Source organism: Psychrobacter sp. M4, assembly GCF_055699795.1.
The window spans coordinates 228,203-244,819 of record NZ_CM146740.1 but is presented as its reverse complement, the minus strand read 5'-3'; the positions used below and the strand labels follow the sequence as shown (position 1 = coordinate 244,819).

At 43.8% G+C, this 16,617-nt stretch carries 12 protein-coding genes; 5 read left to right on the top strand and 7 right to left on the bottom strand.

Annotated elements, in window-relative coordinates; all coding sequences use genetic code 11:
* The 3 genes from mltG to ACR63N_RS01015 all read right to left on the bottom strand — a co-directional run bounded on the left by mltG (position 1) and on the right by ACR63N_RS01015 (position 2,997).
* On the bottom strand, positions 1-1,278 hold the full coding sequence (gene mltG / locus ACR63N_RS01025) for an endolytic transglycosylase MltG (protein ID WP_367104999.1): 1,278 nt from the start codon (positions 1,276-1,278) through the stop codon (positions 1-3).
* A 90-nt stretch (positions 1,279-1,368) separates the two neighbouring features.
* Positions 1,369-2,331: an aminotransferase class IV gene (locus ACR63N_RS01020; RefSeq protein ID WP_472782338.1), complete on the bottom strand. Its 963-nt coding sequence runs from the start codon at positions 2,329-2,331 to the stop codon at positions 1,369-1,371.
* A gap of 3 nt (positions 2,332-2,334) precedes the next feature.
* On the bottom strand, positions 2,335-2,997 hold the full coding sequence (locus ACR63N_RS01015; protein ID WP_367107395.1) for a hypothetical protein: 663 nt from the start codon (positions 2,995-2,997) through the stop codon (positions 2,335-2,337).
* Positions 2,998-3,428: 431 nt separating this feature from the next.
* Here ACR63N_RS01015 and aroE point away from each other — a divergent pair, with 431 nt between their 5' ends.
* A complete protein-coding gene (gene aroE, locus ACR63N_RS01010) occupies positions 3,429-4,265 on the top strand; it encodes a shikimate dehydrogenase (protein ID WP_472782337.1) in 837 nt (278 codons plus the stop codon).
* A gap of 58 nt (positions 4,266-4,323) precedes the next feature.
* On the opposite strand, the gene ACR63N_RS01005 is transcribed toward aroE, so the two are convergent.
* Positions 4,324-5,427, bottom strand: coding sequence for an FUSC family protein (locus tag ACR63N_RS01005; RefSeq protein ID WP_367104995.1), 1,104 nt, complete (start codon positions 5,425-5,427; stop codon positions 4,324-4,326).
* A gap of 353 nt (positions 5,428-5,780) precedes the next feature.
* Between ACR63N_RS01005 and ACR63N_RS01000 the strand changes: the two genes are divergently transcribed.
* A complete protein-coding gene (locus tag ACR63N_RS01000; protein ID WP_367104994.1) occupies positions 5,781-7,601 on the top strand; it encodes an acyl-CoA dehydrogenase C-terminal domain-containing protein in 1,821 nt (606 codons plus the stop codon).
* A gap of 67 nt (positions 7,602-7,668) precedes the next feature.
* Here ACR63N_RS01000 and ACR63N_RS00995 read toward each other — a convergent pair whose 3' ends face one another.
* Entirely contained in the window at positions 7,669-8,043 is a 375-nt protein-coding gene (locus ACR63N_RS00995) for a 5-carboxymethyl-2-hydroxymuconate Delta-isomerase (protein WP_367104993.1), read from the bottom strand.
* Between the two features lie 80 nt (positions 8,044-8,123).
* On the bottom strand, positions 8,124-8,594 hold the full coding sequence (gene ybaK, locus ACR63N_RS00990; protein ID WP_367104992.1) for a Cys-tRNA(Pro) deacylase: 471 nt from the start codon (positions 8,592-8,594) through the stop codon (positions 8,124-8,126).
* A gap of 205 nt (positions 8,595-8,799) precedes the next feature.
* Here ybaK and plsB point away from each other — a divergent pair, with 205 nt between their 5' ends.
* The 3 genes from plsB (at position 8,800) to nhaC (ending at position 14,600) form a co-directional block, all read left to right on the top strand.
* Entirely contained in the window at positions 8,800-11,550 is a 2,751-nt protein-coding gene (plsB, locus tag ACR63N_RS00985) for a glycerol-3-phosphate 1-O-acyltransferase PlsB (protein ID WP_367104981.1), read from the top strand.
* A 212-nt stretch (positions 11,551-11,762) separates the two neighbouring features.
* Positions 11,763-13,007, top strand: coding sequence for an NAD(P)/FAD-dependent oxidoreductase (locus tag ACR63N_RS00980; protein WP_367107397.1), 1,245 nt, complete (start codon positions 11,763-11,765; stop codon positions 13,005-13,007).
* A gap of 138 nt (positions 13,008-13,145) precedes the next feature.
* Positions 13,146-14,600 carry a Na+/H+ antiporter NhaC gene (gene nhaC / locus ACR63N_RS00975; RefSeq protein ID WP_367104979.1) on the top strand — a complete coding sequence of 485 codons (1,455 nt, stop codon included), beginning with the start codon at positions 13,146-13,148 and terminating at the stop codon, positions 14,598-14,600.
* A 127-nt stretch (positions 14,601-14,727) separates the two neighbouring features.
* On the opposite strand, the gene ettA is transcribed toward nhaC, so the two are convergent.
* On the bottom strand, positions 14,728-16,389 hold the full coding sequence (ettA, locus tag ACR63N_RS00970) for an energy-dependent translational throttle protein EttA (RefSeq protein WP_367104978.1): 1,662 nt from the start codon (positions 16,387-16,389) through the stop codon (positions 14,728-14,730).
* Positions 16,390-16,617: the final 228 nt, after the last annotated feature.

Genomic DNA, 16,617 nt, shown 5'->3' with positions numbered 1-16,617 from the left:
TTACTCGGGCGGCATTTGCGCTTTTTTCTCACGCATGACGCTTAGATATTCTTGTACGGCCTTGTTGTGCTCCGCCAAGCTATTGGTAAATTTGTGCCCACCATTGCCTGTCGCGACAAAGTATAGCGCCTCGCTATCAGCCGGATGTAGAGTGGCTTCGATAGAGGCCGCTGAGGGTAGCGCAATGGGCGTTGGCGGCAGACCATCGATCTGATAGGTATTGTAAGCGGTCTTTTCATCGATATCTTGGCGGCGAATATTACCATCATAGCGGTTGCCCATACCGTAAATGATCGTGGGATCCGTTTGCAAGCGCATGCCTTTATTTAAGCGATTATTAAATACCGCTGATACCAAAGGGCGCTCGTCAGGAACGCTAGTCTCTTTTTCAATAATAGAGGCCATAACTAAGGCTTCATAAGGGGTTTTGTAAGGCAGGCCTTCGGCACGATTCTCCCACGCGGTGGTTAATGCCTGCTGCTGACGCTTGTACAGATCGGTGAGAACTTTTGTGTCGGTAGCGCCTTCACCATAATAATAGGTATCGGGTGCAAACCAGCCTTCTAAATTATAGCGAACGATGGCATCATCGCTGTTTGTTACTGAATCTGGTAATACCCCATCCAAATCTAGCGCTGTGGCGATACTGGCATTATCGCTATCTGCTGTTAGCACTTCTTTTTTGATACCAGGATTATCACGCAAGTTTTGATACAAGTCGCTTGCGGTTTTACCCTCGATAATTTGTACTTTTACCATTGCTACTTTTGCGCCTTGCTCTAAGACTTGCAGAACCTCTGCAATCGTTGGATTCTCAGGCAGCTGATAGATTCCAGCATGCAATGGTGCGTCAATCTGTGATTTAATATAAAGCTTAGCAATACTGGTCGAAAACAGCGGAATTTGTCGTTGCCACTGCGGCAGCAGCCCATAGTAAGTATCACCCTGCTCGATAGTCACTTTTTGTGCAGGCTGATCGATACGTCCAAATAAGGTTTGATAAACCATTACCAATAAAAAGGCAGCAATGAGACCCAACACTAATAGTATCTGATAGCCGCGCTGCATAAAAAACGATTGGTTGTCCTTTTTATAGCGCCGCGGTTTGGTATCGCCACTGATTAAGGAGATATCGGTTAAGGGTGCTTTATCATCAGTATCTGTAGCAGACCCTTTATCATTAGCGTCGTCAATAGTCCCTTCTTGCTGATTTGCAGGCGTGCCATTCTGAGTATCATCAGATTGATTAGAAGGTTTTTCGGATGTAGGCTTGCTCATGGCAACTCGCGAGGCAAAGGTTTGCTAGAATTTAGCACTGAACGGTAAGCTTTTCAATGTTATTTGCTAAGTAGTAGATAAATAGAACTATTAAAAATGTATAACCTTACCCGATAGCAAACTAAGCTCACTTACGGGCATCACACCGCGCACTGCATTGCAAAAAAATAGCGCCTGTAGATTAGGCAAATCTTTATCTTTTAATGGACGCATAATAACAGGCGAATCAGTGTTGGCAAAGCTATCAAGCAATACTTGGCGCATCACGCCCGCGACTCCTGAGTGTACTATAGGCGGCGTAAACCACTGACCAGACAAATAGTGATCAGAATAGCGGGTGTTATGGCTAGAGTCAGTCAACTGAGCGCTAGATAACTGATAAAAGACATTACTCATCGTCCCCTCAACCCAGCGGCCTGTCATATCACGCAGCAATCCTTCACCAAAACCTAGTGCAGCTGAAGCAGCGTTAATACGCTGAAGCTCACCACTTGCAAGAACACTATCGAGACGATTGAGGCTTTTAAGTCCTGCTAAAGGCGGCGGCATACTAGCCAGCTGAGAGGTTAAGCAGACAGCTTGTGTGTTAGGCTGTAGAGGAATTGAGGGCGTATTTGCTAAACAAAGATACTGACTGCTATCTATAGACATCGCGGTTGCTTTTAACCAAACTTCACAATCACTGCCTGAGGTATTTGGCACAAAACCATAACCGCGCGCTGTTTGGGTCGCACGGGTCACTATAAGCTTCATTATCCCTTGTTGTAGCTCACCAGCCTGTGCCTGTAAACTTACTATTAGTTTTGCAATGTGATCTTGATTGTCTATATTTAGCTGCAAGGCTTGTGCATGAGATATCAGACGCTTGACATGATAGTCTTGCCATAGTACCGCACCGTCAATAACGCCCATAGTGGTAAAAAAACCATCACCATAAGCCAAACCGCGGTTGTCTAAACTGATACAAGCACTATCTATGGTAGCAGAATTCGTATCGACCTGCGGATATAGGCACTGCCATTGACCTTGAAGACTCTGAGCTTTAACAGTCATTGCTTAGCTGTCTGTTGCTTGCTGTTCACCTGATTTATTTAGCACCAGCATACAGCTATAAAACTCACATTTTGCTAATTCTATTTTCTGGCCGCCGACGGTTTGATTTTTTATGACTTGACCATTTAGCATCTCAGCCAGTACTTTTTCGCCATCATCTCCCATTAGCTGCCGCGCAAGTTGATATGATTTTTGTGCATGCGCTTGACTAAACTTTTTTTCTTCATCCGAGTCAGTAGGATTGGCATAATACCAGCCAAGCTCGAGATATTTTTTAGAATCGATCAGATCCAGATAAGGCGCGTCAGTATCCATAAAACGATATTTGGTTGCAGGGTTACTGGCATAGTCTAAGCTATTTTCATCGGTCGTAATTACTTTACCGAACGTTGATTTGATTTGATCAACCTCGTTTATACTGACAGAATTGACAGCGTCGCTATTCCACGATGATACATCATAGCTGACGGGGACCCCTTGCTCGGCGACTGCCCCGTCCATATCTGCACTCGGTGCTGGGCTGGTCTGTACAGGATCCTCAGCAGTCGTTTGTTCGGTGGCTATTTCAGCAGTATTATCTTGGGTTGAGCTGTTACATGCACTTAATGATGCACCAGCCCCCATCACTATACCGATCATAACAATCTGTAGGTTATTATTCCACATGGGCACTTTACTCATATTTTTTAGGTTTTAAGGTTACATTTGAGTTTTGGGGTTATACCAACAAGCTACTAAGAGAGGCAACTGTCGATAAAGAGTCTGCGTTATCAATAAGATATAAATATATGCCAGTTTGTGCAATAAGTGCGCCAGCTATAAAACAATTATAAAACCATCGCTTACTTTGTTAAATTATTATAATTTTACTATACTGGCTTACTTTATTTTATACTCAATGACCTACTATTAACACTATACTTACACAACAGTGTACCCAACTGCCTAGTGCTTGACTAGCCTTTACGTTACGGATAACCGTCCAAGAGAGCACAAATTTGTTAAAAATATTGTTATATCCTATGACGATTATCTTCTGATGGTTTTTTATCTTTTATGTTTCGTTCTCTTTAACTTATAAGACTTATGGATTATTTATGACTCAGCACTTTATTGTCATTGGCAACCCTATAGACCATAGTAAATCTCCAGATATCCATCGTGTGTTCGCTGCGCAGACGGACCTTGATATTATTTACCAGCGTCAATATTGCCCAGATGACAATGCTAGCTTCGTCGCTGTGGTTGAGGCGTTTTTTAATGGCGGGGGTATAGGCGCTAATATAACCGTACCTTTCAAACAAATAGCTTATGCTTATTGCCAAGCACATGGTAGTCTCTCCAAACATGCAGAGGTTGCTGGCGCCGTCAATACCCTACTCCTAAAGGACAATGCTCTGTATGGTGATAACACTGATGGACAAGGTTTGGTTAACCATCTGTTGAGTATGGGCTGGCCACTGCATGACGCACGCGTCGCTATTGTCGGTGCAGGCGGGGCGGCACGCGGAGTGATTTTACCGCTTATACAGGCAGGCATCGGGCAGCTGACTATCGCCAATCGGACACTTATCAAAGCTAAAACACTTATCAATGAGCTTACGCTTGCTAGCGATGAGATTAATCAGCACTCTATAACGACTTGTGCAAGCGCTGAATTGACGGGCGAATTTGACTTGATTATCAATGCAACGTCTACGGGCTTATCAGGCGATAATCTGCTCTTGTCTCCAGAGTTAAGTGCTCATTACGCCTACGACATGATGTATGGACGCCCGCTGCCTTTTTTACAACACTTTGATGCTAGAGGCGCGCAGACAACTGATGGCTACGGTATGCTTATCGGACAGGCAGCCTTGAGTTTTGAGCGCTGGACAGGACAGCATATTGATGTATTACAAGCGAGTGACACCTTAAAGCAGGCGGCTAAGTAGTGGACTAAAAACAGTAGCTGGCTGAAAATATCTTGATCTATAAGCGGCTGTTTTTATTTTACCCAAACTTTACTAGTAGCCAGTCCTCTACTTGCCGCAGTGGTACGCGCAAACGTGAGGACTGCATCATAAAACCGCCTGCAAAGCCCGTCACGCAGCCAATTAGAGTATCAAACAAGCGCGCATTAACGATGTGTTGATAGCCTTGTTGCATAAGTGGCGAACTGCTGCCATATTCAGCGATAAATATCGTTAAGGGCGTAACAAATACAACGGCGAGCCCGTAATGGCGATCGACTAGCGCTTCTATACAGAGCATCATGATCAGTATGGCAATAGCAACCTCCCATCTTGCTAACCCCCAAGAAATCATCCAACCTGCCAAACCCATACCCAGTAAGGTACCAAACAGACGATGAAACTGCTTAATCCACATCGTGCGCAGATGAATCCCTTGAATAATAATAAAGCAGCTGACTGCCGCCCAATAAGGGTTAGGTACGCCTAAAATTACGGCTATCAACAGCGCTAGACTGACAAAACCTGCCACCATAATGCTTTCACTAATAGTCTCAGGCTCGTAGTGATAAGTAGGCGTTGGGGTATACTGACGCGTCATCATTAAAAATAGCGAATAAAACAATGCCATCAGTATCGAAAAACCACTACCCAGCACTACCAGACCCGTTGCAAACATAATTTGCTCGAAAGGCACAGGAATAAACAGAGCAATGGCACCCGCCATCATGACAAACAACCCTGCTGGTGGCGGCTGGCGATAGTACCTTCCAAAAAAAACAATACCAAAAGCCATCAGTGCAAACACAGGAATGATCAGTATGGGCACCTGCTGCGCAATAAGTCCAAGTGCAAAACACAGCGACATAGCAAAACCCCATGTCATCACTGTTACCAGACGATAAGGCAGAGAACCTGCTAGCGGTATATTTAAGATAATCATCGCTCCTAAAGAAGCTTTGATACCGTCAGATAAAACGTCAAAATAAGCTCCTACAAACACCGGAAAGCTGATGGCAATAGCGGCGATAATGGGCAGGTGCCAAGGACGTTTGCTACGATTGACTGTCAGTAGATGGGCAATCTCACCACTAACGACTCGTCTAGTCACTGTAGATATAGAGTTAGCTGTTGGTTTAGACAAGGATATGCCTCGATAAGATATTGAGTAGTAATTTTTAAGGAAAGCACGAATTTAGTTTTTACTTTTAGTGTTTGTGAATAGTAAAACTATTCTCTATTATAATATAAAGTAATAACTGAACTATTATAATATGAATTTTAATTATGAATAGTATATTTGTTGCTAAAGAACACTTATACTCAATGTAAGTTTATAAGTGAGCAGTTTTATAATTGCTAAATTTGTTGAATACATTTTTACGATAGATATTATAACCAGATCTGTTTTTTACTTTATCTATTAATAACTGGTTTTACCATTTTTATATAACTAGTCATATAAATTGAGCGAACCGATAATCAAAGAGACCAACTATGTTAACCTACAAAGCGCCTTTACGTGATATTAAGTTTTTAATCAACGACGTATTTGATTTTCAAACCCATTACAAAGATTTGGACAACGGCGCTAATGCTGATCCTGAAACCATCGATATGATTTTGCAAGGCATGGCTGATTTTGCCGAAAATGTTCTTGCACCTATCTATCAAGATGCCGATGCTGAGGGTTGTCATTTTGAAAATGGCGTTGTAACTACTCCAAAAGGCTTCAAAGAAGCCTATGATCAGTTCGTAGAAGGCGGCTGGCAGGGCATCTCATACCCTGAAGAATACGGCGGTATGAACTTACCTATGTCACTTAACCTCATTAAGTCCGAGATGATCGGTACGGCCAACTGGCCGTGGTCCATGTATCCGGGTCTATCTACCGGCTGTATCAATACTTTATTGCAGTATGGCACGGATGAGCAAAAACAGACTTATTTACATAAGTTGGTTGAAGGCTCGTGGTCAGGCACCATGTGTTTGACTGAACCTCAGTGTGGTACTGACTTGGGTCAGGTTAAGTCTAAAGCTATTCCGCAAGACGATGGCTCATACAAATTATCAGGCACTAAAATCTTTATCTCAAGCGGCGAGCATGATTTAACTGAGAATATCGTGCATATTGTGCTAGCGCGTCTTCCCAATGCACCAGAAGGTACGCGTGGCATCTCATTGTTTATCGTTCCCAAATTCCTACCAAACGATGCCAATGAAGTTGGTGAGCGTAACAGCGTCACTTGCGGCTCTATTGAGCACAAAATGGGTATTAGCTCATCTGCCACTTGTGTACTTAATTTTGATGAAGCCACAGGCTATCTGATTGGCGAGCCTAATAAAGGCCTAAAAGCCATGTTTACCTTTATGAATACCGCGCGTATCGGTACCGGTATCGAAGGTTTGGCACACACAGAGTTGTCATTCCAAAACGCCCTACCTTATGCCAAAGACCGCCGCTCTATGCGTGCTTTATCAGGTACTAAAGATCCTGAAAAAGTAGCCGATGCCATCATTCATCATGCTGACGTACGCCGGATGCTCTTAACCCAAAAAGCCTTTGCCGAAGGTGGACGCTCAATGATTTATCATGCTGCTCGTTACGCTGACAAAATGGCTCAAGGCGTCGCTCAAGGTGATGATGCTGAGTTTGAAAAGTGGGACGACAAATTAGGCTTTTATACTCCTATTCTCAAAGGTTTTTTAACCGAGCTTGGTATTGAGGCGGCCAAACACGGTCAGCAAGTATACGGTGGTCACGGCTATATCAAAGAGTGGGGCATGGAGCTGATCGCTCGTGATGCTCGCATTGCTACTATGTACGAAGGCACTACCGGTATTCAAGCGCTTGATTTGCTAGGCCGTAAGGTAATTTTGCAATCCAAAGGCAAAATCATCCGTGATTATACTTCTAGCATCATGAGATGGTGCGGCGAGTATGCCCTTGATAAGAACATGCGTAAATTCGTTTGGGCACTCACCAAACTATGTGCTGAGTGGAATACGCTTACCGTACGCCTAATGCTTATGGCACGTAAAGACCGTGAGATCATCTCAGCAGCCTCTGAAGACTTCTTAATGTATTCAGGCTACGTGATGATGGGTTATCACTGGGCGCGTATGGCAGCAGTGGCTTATGAAAAACTAGAAAATGGCGGCGTGGAATCAGCAGAATTCTACACCGCCAAAGTTCAAACGGCTGAATTTTATTTCGATAAAATCTTGCCACGTACTTCAGGTCATGCCGAAAGTATGGTGGCACCAAGCGAGAGTATGACCGCTATGGATATTGAAAACTTTGCCTTTTTAGACTAAATTTATAACAATATAAGTACGAGAAGCGCCTATTGATTAGGCGCTTTTTTTGTAAAACATAAAATACTTAACTACCCAGTATTTTCTTTTGATAAACATCACTAATCTCTTCCACCTCAACACAAATCTGTAAAGAGGTACGTTCTGATTGCTCATCAATGAGCTGATCTTCTATAGCTTTGACTAATATTTCTGCCAATTGGTTGCGAGCTACAATGTCACGACCTATCATCAGCTTTAGATGCACGTAAATAAAACCATACTCTTGCTCATCATCTTCAATACCGACTAAAAAGGTGTCGATAGGTATGATACGCGCTTTGATATCTGTCGCTTTATTGAAGTGACCGCTACGCCAAAGCGCTTGATTGAGTGCTTTGAGTAAAGATTCTTCGTGAGGTATGCTGACATTTGGCGTCGCTTGCAAAGTAAGATGCGGCATAAAATGCCTCCTTAGCTAGATAATCTGGTAACTGATTTATTTTGAATTAGAGTAATAAACGACAAGCCAAGAGCATACTACTAATTATCAGCGATATCGGCAAAACTTGCATTAAGCGTTGTAGCCAATTGTATCGGTGGTAGCTCAAGATCAAGTCCGCGCCGACCGCCGCTCACATATATCGTAGTCTGGTTTTGGGCTCTGCTATCCATAATCGCCATTAAGCGCTTTTTTTGTCCTAATGGACTGACGCCGCCCAGCACATAACCGGTACTACGCTGCACCTGTTTAGGATCAGCCATTTTTGTCCTTTTGCAATTTAAAGCTTTGGCCATTTTTTTGAGATTCAAGGTAGTATCAACGGGCAAGATTGCCATCGCTAGTGCCCTTGTATCAGTCTCAACGATTAAAGTTTTAAAAACTTGCGCAGCTGGTAGCCCAAGCTTTTCAGCAGCTTCTAACCCAAAAGATTGGGCACTGCTATCGTGAGTAAATTCGTGTACTTGATAATCAAGATCAAGCGCTTTGGCAAGCTCAATAGCAGGAGTCATCAGCCCTCACTTTAAACTAGTAATTAATGCGTAATAATAGTTCTTCTGTAAATAGTTTTTCGTCTTTATTTTGATAGGTCTATCACAAGCGACTATCCGCCAAATCTTATAATATATTAAGAAGAGATGGCGACACTATATATCGCTTTATGTACTTTTATGGCATCATAAGCACACTATATTTTATAAAACCTGACTCCTGATTATGATACCCAGTTTCCTAAAAAACAAGCTTTTGAAAAAACGGATTGCTAAGACGTCAGCTGCCCCTACTGACGTTAATGAATCAACGTCCAAGCGCCAGTCGCTAGCACCGCATTATGCCAGCGTATCTAACACTTCAATCAATCAGCTCTACCGTAAAATCTCGGGACAAACGCTTGATTTGGCAGTCAAAGCTAAGCTGCTTGGCGAGCTGCCACAGATTGATAGTGATGACCAAACGCTAACCTTTTATGTACTGCAAGATTACTCACGCTCCAACAGTATCTTAATTGACCTGCAGACTCAAGAGCATAACTTACCGCCAGCTTTGGTAGGTTTAAAAGATAGCTCTCAGGGTATCAATGAGAATGCAGCTATTGTGTTTTTGCATCATCCAAGAGCAAAAGATCATCAACTGTCGCCGCGTCTATCACGCTTGGTAGCGGCCAGCTTGCAATATCCTAATTTAAATATTCGCCTGATACCAGTGACGATCCTTTGGGGACGTGCTCCTGAAAAAGAAGATTCTTTGTTTAAGCTGCTGATGACGGATAACTGGGAAGATCCAAGTATCACCAAACAGCTCTTCAATATTGGCGTTATGGGACGTGATACCTTCGTGCAATTTCATACACCGCAGGATTTACGTACCATCATTTACAACAACCTAAACAGTGAGGGAATAGATGGCCAAACAGACTCTGCAAATACTTATGTAGACCAGTCAAGCCAGCCCAGCACTGAGCATGCTGCGTTAGTTGCCTCAGTAGATGCCAATCGAGAACTGGTACGCGACTTACAAACTCAGTTGAATACTTATCTTGATAAACAGCGCGCCAGCATGCTCGGCCCTGATTTATCCGATCGCCGCAACTTAGTTGATAAACTCATCTATTCGCCAGCCATTAAGCACGCGATAGAGATAGAGGCCAAAACAAAGGGCATAGCCGTAAAAGAAGCACGGAAACTGGCTAGAGGTTATGCCAATGAGATGGTTAATGATTATTCACATCCTATTATCCGCGTTTTTGATCGGTTTTTGACGTGGCTGTGGACGCAGCTTTATGATGGAGTTAAGGTTCATCATTTTGAGCGCGTACGCGAGCTGGCAACGGATCACGAAATCATCTACGCGCCTTGTCACCGCAGTCATGTCGATTATTTGCTATTATCTTATGTTATCTATAAACGCGGTTTGAGCATTCCGTACGTCGCTGCTGGAGATAACCTAGATGTGCCTTTGTTAGGACCCTTACTACGCGGGGCTGTGGCTTTTTTTATTCGCAGAAGCTTTCGTGGTAATGCGCTATATACGGCAGTATTACGCGAATATATGCACACCTTAATTACGCGCAATACGCCGATTGAGTACTTTATTGAGGGTGGGCGCTCACGTACTGGCCGTTTGTTACCGCCAAAAATGGGCATGCTGGCGATGACGGTGCATAGCCAGCTGCGTCAAAGCAATAAACCCGTCGTCTTCATCCCCACCTTTATTGGTTACGAGCGCATTATGGAAGGCGGCACTTATATTGGTGAGCTCAAAGGCAAACCTAAAGAGTCAGAATCGATCATTGGCCTACTTAAAGCTGGACGCAAAATAGAACGCATTTTTGGTACCGTGCACCTAAGCTTTGGTACACCGCTATATCTTAGCGATTTTATGCAAAAATTCGATGTGCCAGCTGATAGCTTGCCTGCTCATCGCACTGATACTCCACTTGATGAAAAAGCCAGCGCCATGGTTGATAATATTGGTGTCAAGATTATGCAGCATATCAATAAAGCTGCTGTGATTAATCCGGTCTCATTATTATCCTTGGTACTCTTATCAGCGCCCAAAGCGGCTCTCGATGAAGACATCTGCCGTGAACAAATCGCCCTTTATCAAGGCCTTGCCCGCGAGCTGCCTTATGCTGATGATACTATTATCACTGATATGAGCCCGCAGCAAATTATTGATTACGGTATCAAGCTCAAGCTTATTGAACGCATACCGCATATTTTGGGTGATATCATCCAAGTCGCTGGTAGACAAGCGCCGTTACTGAGCTACTTTCGCAATAATATCTTACATGTCTTTATCTTATTATCGTTCTTGGCAGCCTTGGTGGCTCGTAATAGCCGTATCGAGCGTAGCCGTTTAGATGATATCGTCAAGCAGCTCTACCCCTTTTTACAAAGCGAGCTATTTTTATACTATCCTGCTCACGGTTTGACCGAAACCCTCGATCAAAAGATCGAAAACATGATGGCTCATGGCATTATCGTTGAGCTAAGTGATGGCCTGTTGAGCGTTCCAGAAGCCAACAGCAATGAATACCAACAGTTAGAGGTGTTAGCAGCGCCCGTGGGTCAAAGTCTTGAGCGTTACTTTATGACCCTTGCCCTGCTCTCGCAGCAAGGTTCAGGCAATCTGACTGAGGATGAAGTGGTTGATCTATGTCATCTGCTAGGCCAGCGTCTATCTGTACTTTATGCCGATGATATTCCAGACTTTTTTGATCGAGCGTTATTTACCAGTTTTGTGACCGCCCTTATCCGGCTTGACTATCTTCAAAAGGATAATGAAACGGGAATTCTCACCTTTGATCAGCGTATCGATGATATTGCGCAGTACGCTAAATACGTTCTCAATCCTGATATGATGCAAATTTTGCAGCAAGTGGCGCATCTTAGTGAAGAAGAGATTACTTATGCTATTACTGAGATTAGCAACAAAAAGCAGCGTAAATTTGGTCTTAAGCGCTAACAGCTACTAGTTATTAAGACAATTTGCTTATTGTCTATCTATCACTAAAAAGCAAACTGTGAGCAGTTTGCTTTTTTTATATATTAAAACAAAGTAAATTTAGCCTTGGTTTTTAAAAGCAGTTATTATAATCATTTTGCTTTTGTCACAATATTTGAGCAAACTCATTTATACACTGTAGTATTGGCTTGTTTGCAATAGAGGGTATCAATATGCATTATGACGTTATTGTGGTGGGCTCAGGTATGGTGGGCACATCCATCGCTTGGCATCTACAAAAAAGCGGTTCTCAGGTTTTGATGCTGGACAAAAAACTGCCAGGAGAAGAAACCTCTTATGGTAATGCTGGATTGATCCAAAGAGAAGCCATTCACGTCACCCCTTTTCCGCGGCAACTTAGCGAGGTTATGCGCGTACTGCCTAATAATAGTACCGATATCCGGTATCGCTGGTCGGCTATGTTTCGATATCTACGTCCTTTGATGCAATACTGGATGCATTCTAGTCAGAATAAAGTTGGCGCTATTGAAAAACAGTGGTCAACGCTCATCGAACATAGCACCAGTGAACACAGCATTATGATGAAAGCAGCCGATGCTGATAATTTGGTCTCTAAAGCGGGCTGGATTGATATTTATCGTAATCAGACTAAATTTAATGAAGCGGTCGCCCTTACACAAAAAATGACTGATGAAGGCATAGAGTATCAAATCCTATCCGTACCTGAATTGCAGGCGCTAGAACCAAACGTTGACTTTGCCGATTATGTCGGCGGAATACACTGGAAAAGCTCCTGGCAGGTTAGTAACCCAAGCAAGCTAGTCAAAGCTTATGCACGTAGCTTTGAGCAGATGCAAGGCCGTACCAAACAAGCAACCGTCAAAGAGCTGTTGCCAATTGAGGATGGCTGGCAAGTCATTACCGATGACGACACTTATTTATGCAAGCAGGTGGTTATTGCTGCAGGACCTTGGTCTGCCCAGCTTATAGCGCCTTTGGGCTACGATATACCTCTATTCCCTATGCGCGGCTATCACCAGCATTTTGCGCTGACAGACAAAAACACCATCAATCATAGTTTGTGTGATGTGGACAAAGGCTTTGTCATGGGTGCTATGGAGCAAGGCATTAGAATCACGACGGGCGCTGAGATGTCGCTACTGGACGCACCCAAAAACTTTGCGCAATTAGAAGCAGTACTTAGCTATGCCAGACAAGTCTTGCCACTTGAGAGCGCTATTGAGTCAGAACCTTGGGCAGGAGCCAGACCTTGCTTGCCAGATATGAAGCCAATCATTGGACCGGCTTCAAAGCACGATAAGTTATGGTTCGCCTTTGGTCATGGTCATCAAGGTTTTACTCTAGGTCCTATTACCGGTCGTCTTATAGAAGAGATGATCTATGATAAGCCTTTAATCATAGATGCCAGTCCTTTTAGCAGTCAACGTTTTAATTAATTTTCTCTTGTTTCAGTATTTTTCTATAAGAACCAGTTTGCACGCCTTAAAAAATTAATCTAGTCAGCTTCTGATAAAAAGCATAAAGTAAGCTGAGAAGCTGCATAAGATCCATTAGACGGTAGGAGAATAACTATCATGGAAGATAAAATAATCAATACAGAGCCAAAACCTGACACAGCTATACCTTTTCGTTACGCGATCTTGCCCGTCATTATTATGATTAGTTTTATGGCGGTTGCCATTAGCGTGTATGAGATTGCGCCGCACGTCCCTTTAATCGTTGGTGCCATTATCGCAGCTATCGTAGCTTCTTTGCACGGTTATACCTGGAAGACTATCGAGGAGGGCATTTATGTCGGCATCAAGCTGGCATTACCTGCGGTAGTTATTATTATCATGATCGGGTTGGTCATTGGCTCTTGGATCGGCGGCGGTATCATCGCTACTATGATTTACTATGGGCTTGAGATCATCTCGCCACCCCTGTTTTTGGCGACTATTTGCATCATTTGTGCGGTGGTTACCTTAGCGGTAGGCAGTTCTTGGTCAACCCTAGGCACTATCGGCGTAGCAGGCATCGGCATTGGTATCTCCATTGGTATCCCATCCGCTATGACCGCAGGCGCTATCATCTCTGGCGCTTATTTTGGCGATAAGATGTCGCCTTTATCAGATACCACCAACTTAGCGGCTGGTATTACTGATACTGATTTGTTCGAGCATATTCGCTATATGATGGTCACCACCTTGCCCGCTATGCTTTTGGCGCTAGGCGTGTATTTTTATTTAGGTCGAGGTTTTGATGGCTCAAACGTTGATACCGGAAGAATCAGCGATATCTTAACGGTGATTGAAGCTAACTTTGTCATCTCGCCATGGCTGCTTTTGGTACCCGTTCTTGTTGTGGTATTGGTTGCCAAAAAGGTACCAGCACTGCCCGCTTTAACCGCTGGTATTATTCTCGGTTGGTTGTGCCACGTATTTATTCAGGGCGGCGATATTGGCGTCGCTTTAGATACGCTCAACAACGGTTATGCGATAGAAAGCGGTAACGAGATGATTGATACCTTATTTAATCGCGGCGGTATCGATGCCATGATGTTTACCGTATCCCTAACCATCGTCGCTATGAGCTTTGGCGGTATCATGGAGCAGACCGGTATGCTGCGCTCTATAGTGACCCAGATTTTGCGCTTAGCCAAAAGCGCTAAGAGTCTTATTGTGGCAACGCTAGCTTCAGCGTTTTTGACCAACGCTACTGCCTCCGAGCAATACATCTCTATCCTGCTGCCGGGACGTATGTATGTAGAGGCGTTTAAAGACAAGGGTCTCCATAGCAAAAACCTTTCGCGCGCCCTAGAGGATGGTGGTACGGTCACCTCCGTATTGATACCTTGGAATACTTGCGGGGTCTTTGCCTTCTCAATGCTCGGCGTCAGCGCCTTTGAGTACGCCCCTTATGCAGTTTTCAATTACGCCACCCCCTTACTTGCCATTTTATTAGCCATGATGAACTTTAAGATTCAATATTTAACTCCCGCTGAAAAACAAGCGCTACTGGCTAAAAAACAAGCGCTGTATAATGCTTAATCAATAGACGCATAGTTGGCGTATTAACCTTGTTTTTAGTGAATCATATTTTCCATAATAAATGACACAAAAAAAGACCGCTAATTAATTAGCGGTCTTTTTATAGCACTGAACAAGAAAAACAAACCTAGCTAGTAATTTTCTTATATTTCATGCGCTTGGGGCCAGCATCTGCGCCCATGGTCTTTTTGCGATAGGTTTCAAATTCAGAATAGTTACCATCAAACCAGATCGGACCTTCTTCTTCAAAGGCAAGAATGTGCGTAGCAATCCGGTCAAGGAACCAGCGATCATGTGAGACTACCATTACCGTACCCGGGAAAACCTGAATCGCATCTTCAAGCGCGCGCAAGGTTTCGATGTCCAAATCGTTTGAGGGCTCATCGAGTAATAAAACGTTTGCGCCTTGCTTTAAAGTCTTCGCCAGTTGTAGACGGTTACGCTCACCGCCGGATAGTTGTCCAACGCGCTTTTGCTGGTCTGAGCCTTTAAAGTTAAAGCGACCAATATAAGCGCGGCTTGGGGTGGTATAGTCACCAACAGTAATAATATCTAAGCCGTCCGAAACCTCCTCCCAGACCGTTTTATTGTCGTCGAGATTATCACGTACCTGACCGACGTAGGCCACGCTGACGCTCTCGCCAAGCTCTACAGAACCAGTATCTGGCGTATCGCGTTCGGTAATCATATTAAATAGCGTGGTTTTACCCGCGCCATTTGGACCGATAATACCAACGATAGCGCCTGCTGGTACATTAAAACTTAAGTTTTCATAAAGCAGACGATCGCCAAAGGATTTGGAGATATCGTTGACTTCGATAACTTTATTACCTAAACGTGGGCCTGGTGGAATATAAATCTCTGAGGTCTCATTACGCTGCTGGAACTCTTTTGAGTTCAGCTCTTCAAAGCGCTGTACGCGAGATTTGGATTTGGTTTGCTGGCCCTTTTGGTTTTTACGAATCCACTCAAGCTCTTTTTTCAGCGCTTTAGCAAAAGACTCTTCTTGCTTTTGCTGCTGCTCTAGACGCGTGTTCTTTTGCTCAAGCCACTCAGTATAGTTGCCTTCATACGGATAGCCATGACCGCGATCCAGCTCCAAGATCCACTGAGCCACATTGTCTAAGAAATATCTATCATGGGTAATAGCCACGATAGTACCGCTGTAGTTTTGCAAAAACTGCTCAAGCCATGCCACCGATTCGGCGTCCAAATGGTTGGTCGGCTCATCAAGTAGCAGCATATCAGGGCGCGATAGTAGTAGACGGCATAAGGCTACGCGGCGTTTCTCACCACCTGATAATTTGCTGACGTCAGCATCCCATGGCGGCAGACGCAAAGCATCGGCCGCTTTTTCTAACTGCGGCTCTAAGTTGTGCGCGTCCCACGTTTGAATGATGTTTTCCATCTTGCCTTGTTCTTCGGCAAGCTTATCAAAGTCGGCGTCAGGATCAGCGTAGTCGCTATAAATCTGATCTAGACGTGCCAGCGCATCTAACGCTTCACGCATGCCATCTTCAACATTACCGCGCACATCTTTGCTGTCATCAAGCTGTGGTTCTTGCGGCAAATAACCGATTTTGGTACCAGGCTGCGCCCGGGCTTCACCGCTAAATTCGGTATCAACGCCCGCCATTATGCGCAGCAAAGTTGATTTACCTGAACCATTAATGCCCAATACCCCAATTTTTGCACCAGGGAAAAAGGATAAATTAATATTTTTTAGAATTTCACGTTTAGGCGGAACAAGTTTTGATACGTTGTTCATCGTGTAGATATATTGAGCCATTAACACTCCGATAGACTGTATAACCAAACGCTCTTAAACTCTAGCACCATCACTCTTGCTTATAGTACTACCTGTACTTAGCTGAGTATTTAGCTTAGTACCGACTGTACTTTTGCATGCGACTTTTGCTTTAGAATTAAATTAGATTGGCTATATAAGAGAGCTCAGCAAATGCATGTCACGACTATTTATATGAACACCTTTGCTGCGCTTTAAAATTAAGATATG